Source organism: Proteus sp. TSJ240517 (assembly GCF_047921575.1).
Lineage (GTDB): Bacteria > Pseudomonadota > Gammaproteobacteria > Enterobacterales > Enterobacteriaceae > Proteus.
This window is the reverse complement of sequence record NZ_JBLRMH010000015.1, coordinates 1-14,792: the sequence shown is the minus strand read 5'-3', so window position 1 is coordinate 14,792 and position 14,792 is coordinate 1. Positions and strand designations below refer to the sequence as shown.

Annotated in this window: 18 protein-coding genes and 1 pseudogene; all 19 read right to left on the bottom strand. The window is 43.2% G+C overall.

Annotated features, from left to right (window positions below; genetic code table 11):
• Positions 1-657, bottom strand: a pseudogene (locus ACNARN_RS18370) (phage tail protein); the annotation flags it as partial.
• On the bottom strand, positions 657-1,055 hold the full coding sequence (locus tag ACNARN_RS18365; RefSeq protein ID WP_349420325.1) for a DUF6950 family protein: 399 nt from the start codon (positions 1,053-1,055) through the stop codon (positions 657-659). The gene ACNARN_RS18365 and the pseudogene ACNARN_RS18370, both read right to left, overlap by 1 nt.
• A gap of 98 nt (positions 1,056-1,153) precedes the next feature.
• Entirely contained in the window at positions 1,154-1,642 is a 489-nt protein-coding gene (locus tag ACNARN_RS18360) for a type II toxin-antitoxin system death-on-curing family toxin (protein ID WP_116672765.1), read from the bottom strand.
• A 3-nt stretch (positions 1,643-1,645) separates the two neighbouring features.
• Positions 1,646-1,825, bottom strand: a complete 180-nt coding sequence (locus ACNARN_RS18355; protein WP_072062631.1) for a hypothetical protein — start codon at positions 1,823-1,825, stop codon at positions 1,646-1,648.
• Between the two features lie 382 nt (positions 1,826-2,207).
• Entirely contained in the window at positions 2,208-2,789 is a 582-nt protein-coding gene (locus ACNARN_RS18350; RefSeq protein ID WP_012367795.1) for a hypothetical protein, read from the bottom strand.
• Complete coding sequence (locus ACNARN_RS18345) at positions 2,789-3,385, bottom strand: hypothetical protein (RefSeq protein ID WP_416304800.1); 597 nt, start codon at positions 3,383-3,385, stop codon at positions 2,789-2,791. The genes ACNARN_RS18350 and ACNARN_RS18345 overlap by 1 nt, the downstream gene beginning before the upstream one ends.
• Positions 3,386-6,652: a phage tail tape measure protein gene (locus ACNARN_RS18340; RefSeq protein ID WP_349420323.1), complete on the bottom strand. Its 3,267-nt coding sequence runs from the start codon at positions 6,650-6,652 to the stop codon at positions 3,386-3,388.
• Positions 6,653-6,692: 40 nt separating this feature from the next.
• The gene (locus ACNARN_RS18335; RefSeq protein WP_349420322.1) at positions 6,693-6,923 is read right to left on the bottom strand and encodes a DUF4035 domain-containing protein; all 231 of its coding nucleotides are present in this window, start codon (positions 6,921-6,923) and stop codon (positions 6,693-6,695) included.
• Between the two features lie 44 nt (positions 6,924-6,967).
• Positions 6,968-7,384 carry a hypothetical protein gene (locus tag ACNARN_RS18330; protein WP_088495854.1) on the bottom strand — a complete coding sequence of 139 codons (417 nt, stop codon included), beginning with the start codon at positions 7,382-7,384 and terminating at the stop codon, positions 6,968-6,970.
• Positions 7,385-7,447: 63 nt separating this feature from the next.
• Complete coding sequence (locus tag ACNARN_RS18325) at positions 7,448-8,113, bottom strand: hypothetical protein (RefSeq protein WP_163828921.1); 666 nt, start codon at positions 8,111-8,113, stop codon at positions 7,448-7,450.
• A 9-nt stretch (positions 8,114-8,122) separates the two neighbouring features.
• Positions 8,123-8,464, bottom strand: a complete 342-nt coding sequence (gene gp17, locus ACNARN_RS18320) for a tail completion protein gp17 (RefSeq protein WP_196721815.1) — start codon at positions 8,462-8,464, stop codon at positions 8,123-8,125.
• A 5-nt stretch (positions 8,465-8,469) separates the two neighbouring features.
• The gene (locus tag ACNARN_RS18315) at positions 8,470-8,940 is read right to left on the bottom strand and encodes an HK97-gp10 family putative phage morphogenesis protein (protein ID WP_349420309.1); all 471 of its coding nucleotides are present in this window, start codon (positions 8,938-8,940) and stop codon (positions 8,470-8,472) included.
• On the bottom strand, positions 8,933-9,262 hold the full coding sequence (locus ACNARN_RS18310; RefSeq protein ID WP_416304799.1) for a phage head closure protein: 330 nt from the start codon (positions 9,260-9,262) through the stop codon (positions 8,933-8,935). Before ACNARN_RS18310 ends, ACNARN_RS18315 begins: the two co-directional genes overlap by 8 nt.
• Positions 9,262-9,561, bottom strand: coding sequence for a head-tail connector protein (locus tag ACNARN_RS18305; protein ID WP_349420311.1), 300 nt, complete (start codon positions 9,559-9,561; stop codon positions 9,262-9,264). Before ACNARN_RS18305 ends, ACNARN_RS18310 begins: the two co-directional genes overlap by 1 nt.
• Positions 9,562-9,599: 38 nt before the next feature.
• Positions 9,600-10,766, bottom strand: coding sequence for a phage major capsid protein (locus tag ACNARN_RS18300; protein ID WP_087802799.1), 1,167 nt, complete (start codon positions 10,764-10,766; stop codon positions 9,600-9,602).
• 3 nt (positions 10,767-10,769) lie between these two features.
• Positions 10,770-11,438, bottom strand: a complete 669-nt coding sequence (locus tag ACNARN_RS18295; protein ID WP_004242476.1) for an HK97 family phage prohead protease — start codon at positions 11,436-11,438, stop codon at positions 10,770-10,772.
• Between the two features lie 17 nt (positions 11,439-11,455).
• A complete protein-coding gene (locus tag ACNARN_RS18290; protein ID WP_020946084.1) occupies positions 11,456-12,724 on the bottom strand; it encodes a phage portal protein in 1,269 nt (422 codons plus the stop codon).
• A complete protein-coding gene (locus ACNARN_RS18285) occupies positions 12,724-14,457 on the bottom strand; it encodes a terminase large subunit (protein WP_349420312.1) in 1,734 nt (577 codons plus the stop codon). Before ACNARN_RS18285 ends, ACNARN_RS18290 begins: the two co-directional genes overlap by 1 nt.
• Positions 14,411-14,792: phage terminase small subunit P27 family (locus tag ACNARN_RS18280; RefSeq protein WP_416303967.1), on the bottom strand; the 382-nt coding region annotated here is incomplete at its 5' end. The genes ACNARN_RS18280 and ACNARN_RS18285, both read right to left, overlap by 47 nt.

The following is a 14,792-nucleotide window of genomic DNA, read 5'->3' as shown; positions in this document are numbered from 1 at the left end:
ACGAGGATCAAACAGATGTTTTCCCCAAACTTCACATTTCACATTGGGTAATCCATAAGGGAATTTTTCTTGGTCAAACGTTAGTGTCACACGTAACCACGCCAGACCTCGACCAATCATATCCTCTTTCCATGAAGGGCAATTTTTAAGCATAAAGGGATCGACATCTTCCCTGTCATTATGTAACTCCACTTCAACAACAGGTGCCGTGATTTTTAAACTCTTCAACCAAAGGTGTTTAACTTCATGAACGGTATATTCACCAAACGTTTCAATTAAATCGTCCCCTAGCCAAATCTTCCCGATTTTCTCTATGGGGTGTCCAGCAAGTGCCAATGCCAGTGTGATTTTTTCATTTTCATCTTGTTCCCCCGCCTCTTCTTCGGCAAAGAAAAGCAAACCCGATATCACTGTTTTTCCGACGATCACGGTTTCAGGGGCAGACGATGAACGTAACATCTGTTTGCGTTCACCTGTATCTCGATAATTCATTGACGGAAGTTTTGGCTTAAAGATAAGCGAACCCGCGACTTGCACCGCGACGCCTGCTGCCATCAGCGCCATGCCCATCGCAGAGGTGACGCCTCCAGTAAATAGCCCCGCAATCATTAAGCCCGCACCCACGACTTTTGAAATTAATCCACCACTCCCACCCATTATTCCACTCTCCACGCTTTGATTGGGGTAATCTGTACCGGCTTTACACCTTGTGGCGTTACTCCCCAATAATGCCCCGCCCAGACCACCGCTAAACTGTCACCGTCCTCACCTTTAAACAGTACGAGATCGCCACGCTGAACGCGCTCAATCTCAATGGATTTGAAATAGCGTGATACGGCTTTTTCTAAGGAGCCAAATTTAGATTTGATCAAGTTGAAGGCTTCGGCTTTAGTTTTATAGTGATTGAGATAAGGCTTTATTGGCGAGAAGCCGCATTGTGCGTAAATACATTCAGAGGCGAAAATACAACAATCAAATTCACCCCATGAAAAAGGGCGACTCATCGCCGCCCTTATCGTTTCGGGTAATTTAAGTGTCCAGTTAAGTTGTTTCATGTACTGACCTTAAATAGCAAAAAACCTCAGTTAAGAGGCATGGTGAAATTCAGGCAATAAAAAACCCACCGAAGTGGGTTAGTTTCAATTGCGTAATATCAGATATTTTTTAATTTGATTACACCACAACATAGTTTACCGAAATCAGGATTACATAATTCTACTGTGTCATAAGTCCTAGACCAATGACACAGCCAATTCTCAAGATCCTCACAACTATAATCTTTAGTGGCTAAACCAGATGCAATATCAACCATATCATCACTTGGTGCAGTAAGCTCATAACCATTTATCAATAAAAAAACATAACCACACATCATAGCTGTTCTTTTATTAGCATTCGCGAATGGATGGTTTTGGATAAGGCTTTCAATAAGAACAGAGGATAGTCTAAACATATCCTCTGTTTGTTCGTAATATCTTATTACGCCAGGTCTGGCTTGTGATGATTCTAGATTGCTTTGATTTAAAACTTGGATTGGCTCATCTGGCGTTTGTGCTTTAATAAGAACTTCATTGATATAAATTATGTCATCAACAGACAAGTAATTCACGCCGTCAAGATGATAACCAAACTCCCTAGACATCTATCACACCTTAGATAATTTATCCATAGCAGTCTCATAACGCTCAAAGCCAAGACTGAAAGCATTTTTCACTTGATCTTTGTGTGAGCAATTATATCCAACTACTGCTCTAGGAGACGCAACTTTACTTTTGTCACGAGGCGGTATATCTAAACGACTAGCCTTTCTCAGTGCGTGACTCATATAAATACCCTCTTACCAGGATCTCTGGTATATATACAAAATAGACGATTTTGAGGTTATTGCAATTACTCTGCATGTAAAAAATCACCCACACTGTTAGTGGGTACTGGATTATTTTTTGTGAACCTTTTCGACCAGTAGCCTATTCATAATAGAGTCATCTTGTCGCCATTACAACCTAGATTTATCAACTAAAGCTTGTTTTTTTGCGGTTATAAAGGTATATGAATGTAGTTTTTGGCATCAATTACCTATCTATACTCCCAACGCTGATATCTTCTAACAAGGATAAACTTAGCTCTTTCATGAAACAACAAAGGGCACAGTTCCTCTTGTTTATGCAATAAAAACCCACAAAAGTGGGTTTAACAAGACAATAAGATTATTTATAAATAAATGCAGGTGCATCTTTCTTACTGCCCCAATAAATCGCCCGTTCAGCCATTTGAGCAACATAACGAAAGATACGATCACCTTGTCGTCGAGATGACCACGACTCATCGGTGAATCTATCGGGTAACCCGATTGACCATCGCTCGAATCGATTAGAAACATTAACACATACGGCATTTTCTTCGCCAGACACCACATTGATCGATGTGATTTGTCCGACAAATAAGACTTCAGCAAGCAACGGTTTTCCCTCTTCACCGATGGCAACCATCATCAACCGCACTTCTCGTCCTCGACTTTGCTCATTCATCACCATTCCCACCAGCGATTTATCAAAACCCGCTAATTTAAGCTGTAATTGTGGGGGACTGGTTGTCTTATTTTCTTTTAGCTGACTGATTTCGCCTAAACTTCCTACACCTAAATAGGTTTCCCCCGCAATAATCAGTTGCCCAACGCCGGTATGCGCACAGGTCACACCTGATTTCAAATCGAGTCTGGCGGCTAAGACAATATAAGCCCCTTCATTAATCGCGTTGACCATGGCATCAGAAAATGGATGATATTGCATTAGTACAACACCTCCTCAAAAGATAACGTGATATGGGTATACCCCAAGCGACGATGCTGAAACTTCCCCTGTTCATTATCAACGAGCCGAAATACTCCAAAAGGACGCTCAACCTCGAGCATTTCATTAACAGTAGGTGACGTTCTTAACATCGGCGAAATAAGAATAATGGCACGGCCTTGATTATCACTGACCACATCCGCCACCACCATTTTGAGTTCATTACCCACAGTTAAGCGATCTCCTTGCTGTAACACGCGCATATTGCGCTTCCAGTCCTTTGTTTCTAGCCGATGACCTAATTGGCTCGGTATTGCAATACGAGGCGAACCATATCCATAACGCCCTTTTCTTATCCAACTGGCTATTTTGACTCGCCCCGACATCCCATCCAATGAAGCCACCAGCGCTTCTAACTGGCGCGATTTCTCTTCATTTAAATTATTAAATGTCAGCTCACAACGCCAACGGCTTCTCGGAAAGCGCACCGTTTGACTACTTCCATTAAACGGCGAGGTAAAGGTTTTGCTGTTACTCAATAATTGCCAGTTTTCCTGTGTGGGGATCACCTCTTTTGGCCATTCAAGAATAGACATTTAAACTCCTAATGTTCTGCGTGCTGCGCCATTACTTTGAAAGTCTTGTAACATCATCGCGTGAGCTTTCTGTGCACCAGCTTCTGTACCTTGTTGTGCGGCTTCTTTCATTGCCTGCGCAAGTACAGCGTCACCATTTCCTGTCACCGTAATATGATTAACGACCGTCATTTGCACACCGCCTGCACGGGCTAACGTCGGTTGCGGTGTAACGGGTATTCGTCCTGCGACCGCCCCCACAAAGCCACCTGAAGCATAACCTTGCGCCGCATGCATTAAGCGATAGAGATTGCCGACACCCAATTTAGCCGTCGCTTCTTTGGTAAAAACAAACTCACCACCATGTACAATCCCTTTAGGTTCGAATTTTCCGCCATGCCCCGTATAACCACCGTAAGCATGCCCTTTGCTCATCCATCCCATATCAAAGCCCATTGCTTGCCCACCCGCTTCAATGGCTTTGAAAATCAGCATTTTCATCACCATTCGAGTGATATCGGAAATCACCGCATTGGCAAAATCTTTAAAGCTTCCTTTGCCCGTTAAAGCAAAATCAGCTAATGCATCAGACATATTATTAAAGGCATTGGTAGTGACGTTTCTGACGTTCTCCATCACATCCATGGCTGACTCACTGAAATCCGATAAGCCTTGTTTTAATCCCGACATCGGATCACCTTTCATGGCCTCTCGCTTTCTAAGCTCTTCCTCAATCTGCTGTTTAGTGAGTTCGACATTGCGTTGTAAGTTCGCCAACTCTTTCTCGCCTAAATCCACACTGGCTTGCTGATACAGCACATCAATCTGACGAAGGGCATTCAGCTTCTCTTGCTCTGCGCGCGATTTTCCTATCAAGGAAGTTTCAAATTGCATCTGCTCAATTTCTTTACCGCGATCATAAGCAAATTGCGCAACCGAGTTGGCACGCGCCAGATCATCAATGGCTTTCGCTTTTTCTTTGATCGTCTCAATGGCGTTGGGATCGATTTTTAAGATGGCATCAAACTTATCTTTATTCTGTTTGATATCGGCTAAGGCGGATGTGTATTCATTAAAGGAAGAGGTAGTGCCGTACAACTGAATGCTTTGCCCATCCGCAATCAATGAGGCTTGTTTTTCCTCTAATTCCGTCAAGATTTTGGTGTACTGCTTGGCGTAATCAATGGTTGATTTTGGTGTTTTGGGTGGCTTAATTTTTTTAGACTGTAAAGCCAGTTGGGCTTCAATTTCAGCTTGTAACGCTTTGTCATACCCCATCATGTCCGGTGTAATTTTTCTACTCGCCAATACATCTTCTGCATTGAGTTTAGCTAAAGCCTTACCTTCTGCTTTAGATTTTTCAATAGTACGAAGAGAAGCATCGATTGATTTTTGTGCATCATCAGAAACAACAATTAACGATTTTGCCGAAAACTGCTGTTGCTCTTGGGTAGCTGAACGAATGGATTGCGCTAAATTATCAAAAGCAGAACCTTGTAGATGGAGTTTACCAATCAATTCATCAGATTTTACAGAAGCATCGTAAATACGGCTGGCATAAAGCGCATAGGCATTAGAGACCATCCCGTTTTTTTGAACTTCAGCATCAAGCAATAATGCCATTTTTTTACGTGTAACTTCTAATTCTCTGCTTTTTGCTTCAACCTCAGCTATTACTTGAATTTCCTCTTTTCTAGCTTCAGTTTGTGCTTCAATTATTCTGACTGAATCTACATCACGATCGCCAGTATAATAAAGGGGAGCCCATTGATTACCGCCATTACTATCAGATGCTTTACGTGAAAGTTCCTCTTGTTTTTTCTTTAGCTCCTCTATTTTCTCAATTTGTGCATCTAAACCTTCAGCCAGTTTTCCGATTGAAGCTTGACGCTCCGCATCACTTAATTTGTTTAATGACTCCGTTGCAACGTCTAATGACTCTGCATACTCAAGAGCCTTTTGTCTTGATTGTTCTGCTTGTTGTTGCCACTCATAATAAGCCATTGCCCCCGCGGTCAATAATCCTGTCGCAATCCCAAGAGGCCCACCAAGAAAGGCAAGTGCACCACCAAAACTTCTCCCTAATGTAGAACTGGCTCTTTGTGCCGCATTCAACCGTTGTATCGCTAATGTTTCTGCATTTGTGGCTGACACAATAATGGAAGACTGCGCTTTCATTCGCATTCGAATACTACTGCGTTGTGCTTCTGTCTGAGCGAGTTGAAGTTGCGCTTGTAAAGAACGCATTTCAACACGGGCTAACTCTAATTCAGCCGTCATCTTGACTTTTGTGGCTTTAGCGGCGATTAAATCTTGTTGAGCTTTTAATTTCGTTGCTGCGGCTTGTGCATAAGTGGCTTGAGTCCATTTGGCTATTTTTATTGCAATAGTCGTCATGGCTAAAGCTTCCGTTACTCTCATCACTTCAGAAAAATGATTCGATAATGCAGAAAGCCCCGTTGTTAAAAGCTGAGTCGCACCTGTACCTTGATTCGCTTCACCGATAAATTTGGTCATCGCCGATTGAAGATTAGTGAAACCTTGGCTAACCGTTGTCACGCTGGTAGCAAATTTTTTATCCACACTGTCGGCTACACGTTCTAAGGCTTGAATGACTTTCTCAATCGTCATTTCACCGTCTTGAGCTTTCTTCCTTAGTTCGCCCACACTAACACCCATTCCGTCAGCGATAGCTTTTGCTAACGCAGGGGTTTGCTCCATTACCGAATTCAGCTCTTCGCCACGTAACTGCCCTGAGGCTAATGCTTGACCAAATTGGATTAATGCCGCTTGGGCTGCGGTTGCACTTGCCCCCGAAATCGCTACCGCTTTTGAGACGGTTTCAGTGAGTTCAGCGACTTTTTGCTGACTTAAACCTAACCGATCGGCATTATCCGCAAAACGTTGATAAACCTGTGCTGTGGCATCCAATGATTGATAGGTTTTTTGGGCAATATCATAGACCGCTTGTGTGGCTTTATTTAACTCAACGGAACTTTCTGTCACCAGTTTTAAGCGGTTCTGTAATTCCGTCCAACCATCGGCATAATTAATCACTTGCCGTACAGATAATGCACTTGCTGCGACGCTCGCAAAACGGGTAAAGAGTGCCGAGGATTTTGCAGTTTGCGATACCATTCGCTCTTGTTGTACGGTGATAGCTTGAAGGCTGACGCGAATACGTTGCCCAAATTGTTCTGTTTGGCGCTGGCTACGGTTGATCGCATTTGTGAAATTTGCCGTATTCAGCGTCAAATCAATATTTAATCTACCTAATGCGCCAGCCATAAAAACTCCTTAAAACAATAAAAAAGCCCCAACAAAGGGGCTATCGATGAGCCAATACATTCTGAGTAACACTATCCCACTCTTCAGCTTCTGTGGGCTTTTTCTGCCACATTGGCATAAAGTCAGTTAATTGAGGTGGAGTAGATTTCGGATCACGATTTATCATCGCGAGAAGATGTGCCACTTGTGCCATCCGATAATCCTCTCGCCATAAACCAAAGGGCTGTTTGCGATAAAAGGTCTCATATTCACACAAGTGGCTTTCGGGCATTTGCTCGATTTCTGAGAGCGTTTTTCCCAGTGCCAACGACAATATCAGTTGGAATTGTCGTCGGTCTCCGAGTTTTTTTCGCTATTCCCCGCTTCGGCTGTAAACACCGCATTAGAGAACCCTTGTCCTAATCGATTAAGGCCTTTTAAGTCCTCTTCATTTTCAGCATCAAAAAGCAGCTCTCCTTTTTCATCACACAACTTAAAGGCCAACATTCTGGCGACATCATATTCATCGTAGACACGATTTATCGCCTCATTAAATTGTTCGGGATCGTCTTCATCTAAATAAATGTCCTGCGCTTCGGCGAGCTTAATTTTAATTTGACGAAGTTTGCGCTGAATGTAATTCATGGTGCCAACATCCAGCTCTTTGACATAAAAGGTGTTGTCTAAATAAGTAAAAGGCGTCACTTTCAGTGCTTGGTTTAACACTAATTCACGCAATAACGCGTTAGACATAATCACTCCTAAGATTTTTATCGAGAAGGGAGAAGAGAAATAATGAAAGAGGTGAATTAGGGGTTATTTCTTCGCATTCAAATAATCACGGCCAGACAATTTAATCGAGATCCCCGAATCCATCATTTGTCCCACACTGCCATCAATGTTCATGCCCGTTTCGACGGAGCCGTAATAAAACATGGAGCCCTCATCTCGTGTTAAGACCATTTTCACCGCAAATTTTTCTTTGCTGTTTTCATATTTGCGCAAGAGTCGTTGCACCTCACTGGAGCTATAACGTAAGAAAAAGGTCAATTTAATTGAGCCGTATTCCGTATCGCCAGATTCATATTCCTTGCCATCACTGCAAATGGTAGTGACATCAATTTGTTCGGTTGTCGAACCGTCTTTGCTGAAACTTTTTACCGCACAAAAGTTATTAGACCACTGAATACGTTGCGCCTTAGCCTCTGCAAAATCCGTGGGTAGTGTTTTATCGCTCCAATCCACTTCGTCACACAGGGTCACTTTGTCGCCATCAACTTGTGCAACAGGAAAACGCCCATCTAACTCCCCGAGTCCCGATAACATAATCATGTCATCCGCTTTCAGCTTATTATTGGCAATGGTAATGGTTGCGGGTGATAACGTCGCTTCCGTCACCGTCATCGCCTCCCCTAAGCCGGTTTGCACAAAGATCTTCGTGCCGAGGAAAGGGGTTGCTTTATGGTTCTTTGGCTTTGTCATATCCATTCCTTATTTATCTGATGAAATCATTAATTCAAGAACAAGCCGATGCAATTTGACATCTGCTTCATACCCAAAGACAGCATTTACCCGTTGTGCGAATGGGATCGCCGCAACAATCTGAGCCTCGATTTTTTTACGCAAGACCATCAGAGGTTGTGGTTGTGGCGCATACACATCAAGTTGCACACGATAGTTGTCTAAATCTGTATCCTCCAGCGCACTGTTAGGCGTGATGCTGGCGAACTGGATCACAATGGCGGGATAATGCCCTTTGCCTTCGGGTAATACCTGAAAAAAAACCCTTCCATCGACAAGCGGTGAAAGGGTCTCTTTTAATTGCTGTATCATAGCCTCTACCTTGCTTTCTCAATGTCCTCTTTGAGTGTTTGAACAATCACTTTAGCCGTTGCTTCTTTTTTTGCTTCAAAGCTGGGGCGCATAAACGGTTGTGCAGGCATCTTGGCCGTACCAAACTCGACAAACCACCAATAAAATGGATCATTTGGGTTCAATGCCGCACTTTTCCCCGTTGCTTGTTTAAAGGCAGACACTTTTTTACCCGATAATGATTTCACCCAAATACGCGTTTTGACTTGCCCATTGCGTTGTACTTTCGTTTTAGAACGAATATTGCGCTTGATGGTGCCTTTACGTCGATGCGGCACCGTTTCCTTAAGGATAGGCACTCGATGTTTGATTTCTTCTTTTAACGCCGAAGCCCCTGCATTCATCGCCTTACGAGCGCTTTGATTTCTGGTTTTACGGGCAATGTCTTGCATTCGTTGAGCGAGTTCAGACAGTCCACTGATTTTAATCTCACTCATCATTCACGCCCTCTTTGCACATTAATTGAAGCTCACGATGACGCTCATAAGGGTCAATAATCGAAATAATATTAAATATTCGCTTACCCCATACAATACGCATCGAAGTATCAATATCAGCGATATAGCGAATAATAATTCGTGTTGTGGCCTCGCTTTGTACTTGTTGGGCTTGAAAATATTCCCGTCCTTGATAAGGCATGATCGCTGCACGTACTTTTGTCGCATGATCCGTCCAAATCACATCATTGCCACTGATGGCATCAGGCGCTAATACTGGTTTTTGAATATGAATAGTGTGGCGTAATCGTCCCGGATCCATTAACTACCTCGCCAATTTCGACAAAGCAGTAACAATCGTTCTACTGCTTTATTTTCATATAACGGAATTTCACTTTGGCTGGTTCGATGTTCAAACATATCCCCCAGCACCAAAAGCATGGCCGATTTCACTTCATAAGGGATATCATCGGGTGATTTCCATGCCGGTTCATCACACCATCTCAAACAATAATTTAATGCGCTTTGAGCATAAAATAGAATCTGCTCATCACGATCATCACCGCTGTATTCGAGATGCTGTTTTAATAAAGAAAAAGGAATGACATCTAAGATATTCATAATGTAATACGGGATAGTTACCTACCCCGACCTATTACTTAAGCACTTCTTCCAGACGTTGGAAAAGTCCCTTTAATTAAGGCTTGAGGGCGATAATGGGCTAATGCTAAACGCTCTTCACACAAAATGGTCAGCATATTTTTCACGAAATTATCACGATCTTCTCGACTCACTTCGATAACTGCATTCATTCGATCCCATACTTGAGACGCCAAATCAAATGCACCAACAGTAAACTCACCTTGTTTTTGTGCTTTTGTGGGAACAACAGGTAATCCCCACATTACATTTGAAGTAAACGCTTGTGGGCCACCAAAAATATAACGCCCTTCTTTATCTTTCATTAACGCAATGGCATGCCAATCACGAGGATTTAAAATAATACCAGAGGCGCTAAATTCAGATTCTGTTACCTGATAAATGGCATGAGCAATCAGGTCAGCATGTGTGTCACCCGTAGCACTCAATGTGGTATCATAGGCAGTGGCAACATGATTAATCCCCGTCAAATTATCCGCTGTACCGTCACCATTGAGTAATTGCTCCTCTTCCACTAACGCTAAGCCATACAATAAGCGATTATTAACGTAAGACTGTAACTGCACAGCATCATCCATCACTTGGCGAGACGCTTGGATCCAATGAGCAATAGTGATCACATTTGCCGTTTGTTTTTCAAAAGTCAGATTAGATTCTGGTTTCTGTGCCTTTTCTTTGACGGGTGCCGCGCTATTGGTAAACAATTTTTCGCGTACATATTCCAGTGAGTTACTGGAAATACGACCTTGTGCTAATAAATCGCGGATAACTAAACGACGCATACCCGGCATAATAATACCCGGTACTTGCATCGGCTGAATGAGAACACCGGCTGAACTCGCATCACTGCCTAATGATTTATTAAAAGTTTTCACTTCATAAGAAGCCTGACTCCCATTCCATGATTTTGTCAGCGCTTCTGCTGCTCGCTCAGAAAAATCTTTTTTCACATTAGGATCATCAGCGCTCGTTGCCCCTTTCTGCTCTAAATCAAACAGACGTTCACCGGCTTTTTTTAATTCCTCTTGAACTAAGACTAAATCTGTTTGTAATTGCTTTGAAACTGCGCCAGTAGCTTCAATTTCTTTCTTCTGTGCATCGAAGAGCTCTTGCACCTTTTTTTGTGATCCTTCGATGGCTTCTTGGATAATAGCTAAGTCAGACATATTCTATCCTTTCAGATTAAATGCATTAATTTGGTTAACAATGGATGCGACTAGGGATTGTTGAGTGTCATCGGACTCACTCCGAATAGCGGATTTGAAGCGGGAAATAAAACCGACTGCTTCTGATTTTGATAAACCGGCTGACTCTCTCAGCCAATCCTCAATATCTCGGATCGTTAATAACCCATCAATGCTCTTGAGTGATGAAACCTGTGCTTGGTCATTAGCGGGAAATGTACAAATACTAATTTCACGTAACAGGGAGATATTTTTAAAAATACGACCTGAAGGTGTTCGCTCAAAGTCATTACGCAGACAACCGAATCCGATAGAAAGCCCGTCAACCGTGCCATGCTTCATTGCCGCTTTTAGATCTTGAGCCGCACTATGACCGGGTGTCAGTTGTCCTCTTACACGTAATCCTTTTTGATCTTCCTCCATGTACTCCCATTTCCCCACAGGAAGCTCCCAGACTCGATGGTTATAAAACATAGCGACTTTTTGTTTTTGCTTATCTAAAACATGCTTAAACGCACCGGGTAAAATAATGTCACCATCGGAATCTTGATGACTAAATACAGAGGCATAACCTTCGAAAACGCCTTGTGTGCCATCACCCGTAAATTTGATTTCCGCTTCATCAAAATTCAGTGTTTTTCTAATATCAGGCATTGAACCCCCATAAATAATTAAGCCCCACTTTCGTGAGGCTCTTTATTGAGTTGGTTAATCGGTAAATATTGTGCTTGCCGGTAAGCGACATCTCCACCTTCAAGAGGAGGATAATTATCGAGCCGTCGCATTTCATTAATGGTTCTTAGCCCCGATTCTCCCATCGCTTTCATAAACGCAGCGCGTGAAGTGGAATCGCCTCGCAATAATCCATCAAGGTTATGTTCAGCATGATATTTACCCACTTCAGGTGGTTTTAGAAGCCAACGCGCAATGCAGTTTTCCCATCGAGAGATATAGGGTTGTAAGGTATATTGAAGAAAACCTAAGTTTTGTTGCTCAATACCTGTTCCCCAACTTGTTGATTTTTCAACATCACCGACTAAGTGCGGTGGAACACCAAAGAAACGGGCTAATTCACTGACTTGAAATTTGCGGGAAGACATTGTTTCTGCATCTTGAGGACTAACACCAATATCTTGTGCTTGAAATCCCCCTTCTAAGATCCACAATCGTTTTTTAACGGGACCACCCGCAATTTCTTTGAAATTCTCTTCAAGTTGGCTACGTTGCTCTTTATTCAATACCTTATCGCCCGTTGTCAGAATTTTAGGAGACTTAGCCCCATTAGCGTAAAACTCACGTTGTTGATCTTCCATCGCAACGGCCGTGCTTGCTGTCTTACACGCATAAGCAATCGGCGACAATCCGACTAATCCATTAAAACCAAACCCTTTTAAATGAAAAATTTCATGTTGTTTAAATTTCGCAAACTCATGATCACGCTGATATTTATAGATAATATTCTTCCCCTCCATGCGTACATCCATATTGGCAGACAACAGAGGAAGCAAGCTAATCACATCACCCACTTTATTTCGCTCAATCAACGCGAAAGCATTACCATAAAAGCAAAGCTGCATAGTCATTGCCTCTCGGAATTCTTGAGCGGTCATATATTGATTGGGCGAATATCGCAGTAATCGAGCCAATGGGTGACTTAAATCAACTTTGGTTCTATTTCCCTGTTTATCCGTTTCGAACACATCCAGTGGCAAACAAGCCGTTAACGTCGAAATTAAGCTAACACAACGCCAAACCGTGGATATTTGGAGTATTCGCTCATCATTTACAGAAGAATCACCAAGCGAGCCTTGCGCTGAGATAGCGCCTGATTGTGAACCTTGTTCAGGTGTCACAAGTCTTCCCCCAACAAAGAAGGAAGCTAGACGCGCAAACCAACCATGATTAGTGCGCAAATCGATTGAATATTGTTTATCTGTCATCACATACTCAATGGGTTAGAGAAAAAATCTTCAAGGTTGCCATCATCAACCTCACCTTCCGCAGCACCAATCGCCATTGCTGATGCCACCACACCATCAATTCGACCGGTGCTTTTTTTCTTGGCAAAGACGCGGTTATCTTTTTGGTCAGCCTCAAGCACAGCAGATGCGGCATTCCATCTCAAACAAGGATTGGTGTGGATCTCAATCTTCTTGTCATCAATTAGCTGTTCAAACAGTTCGATAGAGTGTGGCATCCATAGCCCTGAATCTTTGGCTTTGTAATATCCTTGTCCATGCGGAGTTAAAGGAACCGTCACACCCGCTTCATCGAGTTTGGGTTCAAGGTATTTAATGCGATAAGGATCAAAGGCAATGGCTCTCATGTTGACGTGCATCGCCATCTCAGCAATGCGTTCCGCCACAAATTCATACCTCACCGCATTCCCTGGAGTGGTATGCATAAAACCTTGCCTTACCCATAAGTCGTAAGGCACTCGGTCGGTTTTCGCTCTATCCAATAAGGTGTCTTTGGGTGTCCAAAATTCAACATAAAGACGTTTGAGACGAGGAAAATACAAGGCTAATGCGGTTAAATCTTTGGTTCCTGATAAATCCAATCCGCCATAACACTCTTCACCTTGAAGATCATCGAATGTGAATGTATTTTCACACTGCATCCATGTTTCACTGTTAATCCATGGATTATCGGCATCCACCCACTGACAAAAATTAAGCCGACGCACAATGCTTTCTTTTGCGGGCATACCTCGGGCTTGTGTCACTTGCTCGCGTAAATAGCGATCAGAAAAGGTGTAACCCAGTGACGGATTGGCTTTCCCCCAGCAAGATTCATCCTTAAAGGGATCATCGCCTTCATCCAGCGAGCAAATATAGGAAAAAAAACTGTCGTCTTCGATAGTACCTTCGGCGACTTTTCGTCCGTATTCATGATAGTCATAACACACGCTGGTTTTATCATGCCCACTATTGGTGATCATAAATATCAAGGCTTGTCGCCGGCCTTTTGTGCCCGCTCGCATCATCTCGACGGCGGTATTATTTTTGTGCTCATGAATTTCATCAATCAACGCACAATGGGGACGAGGCCCTGATTGCCCATCATCTGAGCTAATCGGGCGAAAGAATGAACTTGTTTTCAAATAAGCCAAGTTCCACTCTTTACCTGTTCCGCCTGATTTGGTGATCCGCTGACTTAATGCGGGAGATTGATCAACCATCGCCACCGCATCACGAAACAAAATCATGGCTTGGTCTTTTTTCGTGGCTGCCGCATACACTTCGGCACGCGGTTCACTGTCGGCGACTAAACAATACAACCCAACGCCACCTGCCATCGGGGATTTTCCTGAACCTTTGCCTGATTCAACATACACCATGCGAAACCGGCGTGTACCATCAGTCATTTTCCAGCCAAAAATGGAGCCAATCACAAAGCATTGCCAAGGCAATAAAATAAACGGTTTGCCTTCATGTTCCCCGCCATTGAGCTTTAAGACTTTCGCAAAAAAGTCGATCACCCTTTTGACGGCCTCGACATCCCAGACTAATCCTCGTTGCTCGGCTTCGTTTAAGTCTTTGAGATGACGTGCACATGCATGGCGAATATCAGGCCCCGCTAAAATTTTGCCTTGATGCACGTCTTGCGCATATTGTGTTGCGGGATCAACCGAAATATTGGTTGAGCGGATCTTCCTCTTCTTCTCCACCATCCATCTTCACCTTCGAACGAGCAGCGGGGGTTAAACCAAACTCGACTAAATAACTTTTAAAACGGCGATCTGCATCAGCTAACATAGCAACGGCAGGATTCGCTTTAATTAAAAAATCCCCTGATTGCGTTTTTGTGGTGTATGTCCGACCTTCGATGGCAATGGTGTCTCGCAATTGAAGAATATCGGCGTAGATATCACACAGTCGTTCTAACGCCAGCGTGTCAGCCACGGTTAAAACGCCCATTCCATCGAGTAGTAAGGTTAATTTTGCCCACGCCATTTTCCCCCAATCCGTTAAATGTTCGGGTGGGCTTGGAATTTCACGTTTAGGC

Bases quoted from the DNA above. Each gene is read 5' to 3' on its own strand.
- ACNARN_RS18365 (WP_349420325.1), bottom strand. From the start codon at position 1,055: ATGAAACAACTTAACTGGACACTTAAATTACCCGAAACGATAAGGGCG.
- ACNARN_RS18360 (WP_116672765.1), bottom strand. From the start codon at position 1,642: ATGTCTAGGGAGTTTGGTTATCATCTTGACGGCGTGAATTACTTGTCT.
- ACNARN_RS18355 (WP_072062631.1), bottom strand. From the start codon at position 1,825: ATGAGTCACGCACTGAGAAAGGCTAGTCGTTTAGATATACCGCCTCGT.
- ACNARN_RS18350 (WP_012367795.1), bottom strand. From the start codon at position 2,789: ATGCAATATCATCCATTTTCTGATGCCATGGTCAACGCGATTAATGAA.
- ACNARN_RS18345 (WP_416304800.1), bottom strand. From the start codon at position 3,385: ATGTCTATTCTTGAATGGCCAAAAGAGGTGATCCCCACACAGGAAAAC.
- ACNARN_RS18340 (WP_349420323.1), bottom strand. From the start codon at position 6,652: ATGGCTGGCGCATTAGGTAGATTAAATATTGATTTGACGCTGAATACG.
- ACNARN_RS18335 (WP_349420322.1), bottom strand. From the start codon at position 6,923: ATGCCCGAAAGCCACTTGTGTGAATATGAGACCTTTTATCGCAAACAG.
- ACNARN_RS18330 (WP_088495854.1), bottom strand. From the start codon at position 7,384: ATGTCTAACGCGTTATTGCGTGAATTAGTGTTAAACCAAGCACTGAAA.
- ACNARN_RS18325 (WP_163828921.1), bottom strand. From the start codon at position 8,113: ATGACAAAGCCAAAGAACCATAAAGCAACCCCTTTCCTCGGCACGAAG.
- gp17 (WP_196721815.1), bottom strand. From the start codon at position 8,464: ATGATACAGCAATTAAAAGAGACCCTTTCACCGCTTGTCGATGGAAGG.
- ACNARN_RS18315 (WP_349420309.1), bottom strand. From the start codon at position 8,940: ATGAGTGAGATTAAAATCAGTGGACTGTCTGAACTCGCTCAACGAATG.
- ACNARN_RS18310 (WP_416304799.1), bottom strand. From the start codon at position 9,262: ATGGATCCGGGACGATTACGCCACACTATTCATATTCAAAAACCAGTA.
- ACNARN_RS18305 (WP_349420311.1), bottom strand. From the start codon at position 9,561: ATGAATATCTTAGATGTCATTCCTTTTTCTTTATTAAAACAGCATCTC.
- ACNARN_RS18300 (WP_087802799.1), bottom strand. From the start codon at position 10,766: ATGTCTGACTTAGCTATTATCCAAGAAGCCATCGAAGGATCACAAAAA.
- ACNARN_RS18295 (WP_004242476.1), bottom strand. From the start codon at position 11,438: ATGCCTGATATTAGAAAAACACTGAATTTTGATGAAGCGGAAATCAAA.
- ACNARN_RS18290 (WP_020946084.1), bottom strand. From the start codon at position 12,724: ATGACAGATAAACAATATTCAATCGATTTGCGCACTAATCATGGTTGG.
- ACNARN_RS18285 (WP_349420312.1), bottom strand. From the start codon at position 14,457: ATGGTGGAGAAGAAGAGGAAGATCCGCTCAACCAATATTTCGGTTGAT.